Origin of the sequence: Streptomyces sp. SM1, assembly GCF_002910825.1 — a bacterium.
GTDB lineage: Bacteria > Actinomycetota > Actinomycetes > Streptomycetales > Streptomycetaceae > Streptomyces > Streptomyces okerensis.
Map to the genome: position 1 here is coordinate 1 of NZ_NEUB01000199.1, position 5850 is coordinate 5850.

Annotated in this window: 5 protein-coding genes and 2 pseudogenes; 6 read left to right on the plus strand and 1 reads right to left on the minus strand. The window is 72.8% G+C overall.

The window, feature by feature from the left end:
* The 5 genes and pseudogenes from B9S61_RS04555 to B9S61_RS04575 all read left to right on the plus strand — a co-directional run.
* Positions 1–950: diacylglycerol kinase family protein (locus B9S61_RS04555; protein WP_103541038.1), on the plus strand; the 950-nt coding region annotated here is incomplete at its 5' end.
* A 72-nt stretch (positions 951–1022) separates the two neighbouring features.
* Complete coding sequence (locus tag B9S61_RS04560) at positions 1023–1850, plus strand: class II glutamine amidotransferase (RefSeq protein ID WP_103541035.1); 828 nt, start codon at positions 1023–1025, stop codon at positions 1848–1850.
* A gap of 149 nt (positions 1851–1999) precedes the next feature.
* Positions 2000–3196, plus strand: a pseudogene (locus B9S61_RS04565) (family 43 glycosylhydrolase).
* Between the two features lie 181 nt (positions 3197–3377).
* Positions 3378–4196 carry an isocitrate lyase/phosphoenolpyruvate mutase family protein gene (locus B9S61_RS04570; protein WP_103541039.1) on the plus strand — a complete coding sequence of 273 codons (819 nt, stop codon included), beginning with the start codon at positions 3378–3380 and terminating at the stop codon, positions 4194–4196.
* 71 nt (positions 4197–4267) lie between these two features.
* A complete protein-coding gene (locus tag B9S61_RS04575) occupies positions 4268–4693 on the plus strand; it encodes an NUDIX hydrolase (RefSeq protein WP_103541036.1) in 426 nt (141 codons plus the stop codon).
* Here the strand turns inward: B9S61_RS04575 and B9S61_RS04580 are convergent.
* On the minus strand, positions 4680–5408 hold the full coding sequence (locus B9S61_RS04580; protein WP_181007240.1) for a hypothetical protein: 729 nt from the start codon (positions 5406–5408) through the stop codon (positions 4680–4682). The genes B9S61_RS04575 and B9S61_RS04580 overlap by 14 nt on opposite strands.
* 264 nt (positions 5409–5672) lie before the next feature.
* Between B9S61_RS04580 and B9S61_RS42065 the strand changes: the two are divergent.
* Positions 5673–5850 (plus strand): annotated as a pseudogene (locus tag B9S61_RS42065) (histidinol-phosphatase); the annotation flags it as partial.

Genomic DNA, 5850 nt, shown 5'->3' on the forward strand with positions numbered 1-5850 from the left:
CCCCGCCGCCGGCCCGCCCCTGGGCGCTGATGAACCCGCGTTCGGGCGGAGGCAAGGTCGAGCGCTTCCGGCTGGCCGAGCGGGCACGTGCGGCGGGTGTCCGGGTGGTGCTGCTCGGCGCCGGACACCAGGACGTGGCCGGACTCGCCGAGGACGCCGTACGTGACGGAGCGGACCTGCTGGCGGTCGCCGGCGGAGACGGCACCCAGGCCCTGGTCGCCGAGGTGGCGGCCCGGCACGGACTGCCGTTCCTGGTGATCCCGGCCGGCACCCGCAATCACTTCGCCCTCGACCTGGGGCTCGACCGGAACGACCCGGCGAAGGCGCTCGACGCCCTCACGGACGGCGTCGAACTCCGCGTCGATCTCGGCTTCGCCGCCGGCCGGGTGTTCGTCAACAACGCCTCCTTCGGCGCCTACGCGGCCGTCGTGGGCGAACCCGCGTACCGGGACGACAAGACCCGGACCACGCTGCGGACGCTGCCCCGTATGCTGTCCGGCCCGTCGGCGCACCGGTTGCGGATGCGGGCCGACGGGACGCGTGCGGAGGGTCTGCAGGCCCTGCTGGTCAGCAACAACCCGTACCTGCGAGCGGTCGACGCGGCCCGGCCGGGGCGCCGGGAGCGGCTGGATTCCGGGCGGCTCGGTGTGCTGGGGGTGCGGGTGGAGGGCGCGGTACGGGCCGCCGGCATGGTGCGAGGTCCGCGGGCGGCGGGACTGCTGCGGCTCACCGCCGAGGAGGTCGTCGTGGAGGCGGACACGGCGACCGTCCCGGCCGGGGTGGACGGCGAGCACGTGCTGCTGCCGGTGCCGGTGGTGTGCCGGACCGCACCCGGGGCACTGCGGGTCCGCGTCCCGCGCGACCGGATGGGTACGCGGTGGGGCAGTGCTGTCCCCGAGTGGCCGCGTGTGACGCGGCTGGCGCTGGGACGGCGGGCGGACGGCGGGTGACGCCGTCGGATCGCGGTCCGTGACGGGGACCGACAGGACGACGGTCCTCCGGGGGCCGGGAAGGCGGTGGACATGTGCCGGTGGCTCGCCTATTCGGGCACTCCGATCCTGCTCGACAGCATCCTCTACAGGCCGGCCCACTCACTGATCGACCAGAGCCTGCACGCCAAGATGGGCGTCGAGACCACCAACGGTGACGGGTTCGGTGTCGGCTGGTACGGGGAGGACACCGACAGCCCCGCCGTCGTCCGCGACATCGGACCGGCCTGGAGCGACCGCAATCTGCGGGAGATCGCCCGGCACGTGGTCTCGCCGCTGTTCTTCGGCCATATCCGCGCCTCCACCGGTACGGCGGTGCAGCAGACCAACTGCCATCCGTTCCGCCACGGCCCCTGGATGTGGATGCACAACGGCGCGATCGACGGGTTCCACCTCATCCGGCGCGATCTCGCGATGGCCGTCGACCCGGGCCTCTTCGCCGACATCGAGGGGTCCACGGACTCCGAGATGATGTTCTACCTGGCGCTCACCCTGGGCCTGGAGGAGGACCCGCCGGGCGCGGTGGCCCGGATGGCCGGTCTGGTGGAGCGCACCGGCCGTGCGCGCGGCGTGGAGTTCCCGCTGCAGATGACGGTCGCGGTGACCGACGGCGTGCGTCTGTGGGCGTTCCGCTATTCCAGCCAGAAGGAGTCCCGCTCGCTCTTCTACAGCAGCCGGGTGGAGACCCTGCGCTCCCTCCACCCCGACCTGGCCTTCCTGCGCGAGCTCTCCGACGACGCACGTCTCATCGTCTCCGAGCCCCTGGGGGACCTCCCCGGTGCCTGGAACGCGGTCCCGGAGGGCTCGTACGGCGTCGTCCAGCCGGAGGGCGACAGGATGGCCGACTTCGTGCCCGTGTAGAACGCCGTTTCTGTTCGTCCCGTCCGACCCGTTGACCCGCCCCCGTCCCGCCCCTGCCTTTTCGGCGTTCGCTATGTTCGTCATGTCAGATGAAGTACGGAATATCGAACACGCTCGTCGTTCGTCCTCCCCCGCGAGAGGCAGACCGCATGAGCCGCGCCGCCGACCTCCCAGACCTGCCCGAGCCACCCTCACCCCCCGCCCGCAGACTCCTGCTGGAGGGTGCCCTCGCCGCGGGCGCCCTGGCCGCGGCGGCCCCTGCCGCGTACGCCGCCGCGCCCGGGAAGGCGGCCCCGTACGCGAACCCGCTCGTCCGCAACCGCGCCGACCCGCACATCACCCGCCACACCGACGGCTTCTGCTACTTCACCGCCACCGCCACCGCCACCGCCACCGCCACCGCCACCGCCCCCGAGTGCGACCGGATCATCCTGCGCCGCTCCCGCACGACGCTGAACGGCCTGTCCCGCGCCGCCGAGTCCGTCATCTGGCGGGCGCACCCCACCGGCGACATGGCAGCCCACATCTGGGCACCGGAGATGCACCGGGTCGCCGGAAAGTGGTACGTCTACTTCGCCGCCGCCCCCCGCCGAGGACGTGTGCACCATCCGCATCTGGGTGCTGGAGAACGCGCACCCGAACCCCTTCAAGGGCACCTGGTTCGAGAAGGGGCGGATCAGGACGGCCTGGGAGACCTTCTCCCCGGACGCCACCACCTTCACCCACCGCGGCACCCTCCCCCACTCTCGGCTTCGCTCGAGCGGGGGGACCCCCACCTGGCCTGGGCGCAGCACGAGCCCGGCATGGACGACAACACCGCCCTCCGGCTCTCCGAGATGGCCGACCCGTGGACCCTGACCGGGCCCCAAGTACGCCTGTCCACACCCGAGTACGGCTGGGAACGCATCGGCTTCGCCGTCAACGAGGGCGCCTACGTCCTCCAGCGCAACGGCCGGCTGTTCATGACCTGCTCCGCCAGTGCCACCGACGCCAACTACCGCATGGGCCTGCTGACCGCCGACGAGGACAGCGACCTCATGGACCCGGCGAACTGGTCCAAGTCGCCCGTCCCCGTCTTCACCGGCAACGACACCACCCGGCAGTACGGTCCCGGCCACGGCTGCTTCACCGTCGCCGAGGACGGCCGGACCGACGTGCTCGTCTACCACGCCCGCCAGTACGAGGAGATCGTCGGCGACCCCCTGCACGACCCCAACCGGCACACCCGCGTCCAGCGGCTCGGCTGGAAGGCGGACGGCACCCCCGACTTCGGCGTCCCCGTCGCCGACGGCCCGACGGGGAACCAACCAGCGGTGGACACGGGGGACATGAGGCCGTCCCGCTGAGCGACTGAACGGAGCGGACCGGGGAACCCGTCGACCTGCCTCTGGTGCCGAAGGGTGAAGCCGGGGTGGGATGGGCCCCTGGGGCGCTCCGACCGGAACCGGGGCGTCCCAGGTCCGTGCCTCCCCGCGAGGCACGGACACTTCGGCCGGCGCCGAAGCGTTCCACGCCTACCGTTTCCGCATGACCGAGAACGCGCCGACCTTCTCCCCGCCCGCGGCGGACGCCGTCACCGCCTTCGCCGGCCTCCACCACGCGGACGAGCCCCTGCTGTTGCCGTGCGCCTGGGACCATGCCTCCGCGCTTCTGCTGGCCGCCCAGGGGTTCCGGGCCGTCGGGACCACGAGCCTCGGTGTGGCCGCGGCGGCCGGACTGCCCGACGGCGCCGCCGCCACCCGGGACCTGACGCTGCACCTCGCGCTCGCCCTCGGCTCCGGACCGTTCCTGCTCTCCGTGGACGCCGAGGGCGGCTTCAGCGACGACCCCGACGAGGTGGCCGAGTTCGCCCGGGAGCTGTACGCGATGGGGGCCGTCGGCATCAACCTCGAGGACGGAACGGGCCCCGCCGGCCTGCACGCCGCGAAGATCGCCGCGGTCCGCGCCGCGGCCCCCGGCCTCTTAGTCAACGCCCGCACCGACACGTACTGGATCGGCGACGGTGACGGGGAGGGCACCGGGCGCCGTCTCGACGCCTACGTCCGGGCGGGCGCGCACGCAGTGTTCGTCCCCGGGCTCACCGACCCACGCAGGATCGCGGACCTGGTACGCGGCCTGGACGGCATCCCGCTCAACATCCTGTACACGCCCGGCGGGCCGCCCCTCCCTCACCTCACCGACCTCGGTGTCCGCCGCGTCAGCCTCGGCTCGCTCCTGTACCGCCGGGCACTGGGCGCGGCGGTGGAGGCGGCGGCCGGCCTCCGCGCGGGAGACGGGCCCACGGAGCGAACGACCCCGTCGTACGCGGAGATCCAGGCACTCGGTGCACGGGACCGGATGGAGTGACCCTGGTACGGTGGGCGCTTTCGCGGGTATCAGACCCTGTGGACTCATCTCCGGCGAGGGACCGAGGAACCATGGACATGGACATCCCCGGCGAGAAACGCCTGGCGGCCGCGGTCGTGCGGGACGACGAGGGGCGGGTGCTCCTGGTGCGCCGCAGTGCGACGGAGAGATTCCTGCCCCGGGTGTGGGGCGTTCCCTGCGGCAAGCTCGAACCCGAGGAGAACGCCCGCGACGGCGCGTTGCGCGAGCTGAAGGAGGAGACCGGCCTGCTCGGCGAGATCGTGCGCAAGGTGGGCGAGTCGTCCTTCGTCAGCGAGTACCGCGGGCGGGAGACCAAGAACTGGCAGGAGAACTTCCTGGTCCGCCCGCTGAGCCGGCGGATCACCCTTCCGCTGCCGGACCAGAAGCACGTCTGGCTGCATCCCTCCGAGCTGACCGGCGTCGACATCGACGACTACAACCTGGACGTCGTACGGCAGGCCCTCACGTGTCCTTGAGCAGTTCCGCGAGCCCGTTCAGCGCGGCCAGATAACCCGGCACGTCCAGCGGCTGCTTGGCCACCGCACCCGCATGCGGTCCCGGCGTCGTGAACACGTCCGTGTGCCGGCGCCGTCCACCGCCGGTCTCCAGGAACAGCGTCACCGTAGGCTCGTCGGTCTCGCACCACGCCCGGTGCAGGGTGTGCGGGGGCAGGGCGTAGGTGCTGCCCGCCGCGTAGTGGCCGGTGTGCGTCAGCCGCAGCCGGGCCCGGCCCGCGGGCTCCAGCAGCCAGTCGGCCGAGCCCTCCGCCAGGGACTCCTCGTAGCGGTTCGCCTCGACACCCTCACCGTCGTCGCGCGCCTCGTACAGCTCCATGCCCAGCCGCCCCCGCACGATGTGCGACGCCAGCGTCGAGCGATGGTTGTGGATGTCGTCCGCGCCGGTGCCGCCCCCGCCCGCATGCCACAGATGGACCCGCAGCATGTGCCGCGAGCCGACGCCGGCCAGCAGTAGTTTGTCGAAGCCCAGCACATGGCGGTACGGCAGCCGGGCGGAGTCCTCCGGATCGCCCGAGCCGTCGGCGAGTTCGGTGATCAGCTCCAACAGCTCCGGCGGGCGGCCGAGTCGGGCCACGACCGCGCCGGCCGCGGCCACCGGGTCCCGCCCGCGCCGCTCACCGTCCAGTGACTCCGTGAGCAACCGGCGTACGGCCCGCACCTGTCGATCCCCCACACATCCCACCCTCTCGAGAGTCCGCCCGTCACGGCGTGGTCGTCGTGTCGTCCGGCCGGTACGTCCACAGAGCGTGCCCCCGCAGAGCCGTCAGACCCTGGTACGCCCGAGGGGTCCGGGAAGCGGACCGGGCCCACCCGGGATGTGCGGCGAGCCGTCGTGTCCGGGGCATGCGGGCCTCATCCGCCGGTCGTTCACCGTTCATGCGCCCCGTTGATCCTCCACTCGCGGCGTGCTCACGTCGCGGCATCGAGGAGGCACGTCATGGGTCACGGGCACGCACACGGACCGCACCACCATCACCACCACGGACACGACCACCATCACGAGTCGACGGCGCCCCTGCCCGCCGCCTTCGGCACCTCCGTGCCGGACGAGGCGCTGAGCCCCGAACAGCGCTCCCGCCGCACGCTGCTGCGCCGGGCCGGGCTGCTCGGCGCGG

Coding starts and splice junctions, on each gene's coding strand:
- B9S61_RS04560 (WP_103541035.1), top strand. CDS start 1,023: ATGTGCCGGTGGCTCGCCTATTCGGGCACTCCGATCCTGCTCGACAGC.
- B9S61_RS04570 (WP_103541039.1), top strand. CDS start 3,378: ATGACCGAGAACGCGCCGACCTTCTCCCCGCCCGCGGCGGACGCCGTC.
- B9S61_RS04575 (WP_103541036.1), top strand. CDS start 4,268: ATGGACATGGACATCCCCGGCGAGAAACGCCTGGCGGCCGCGGTCGTG.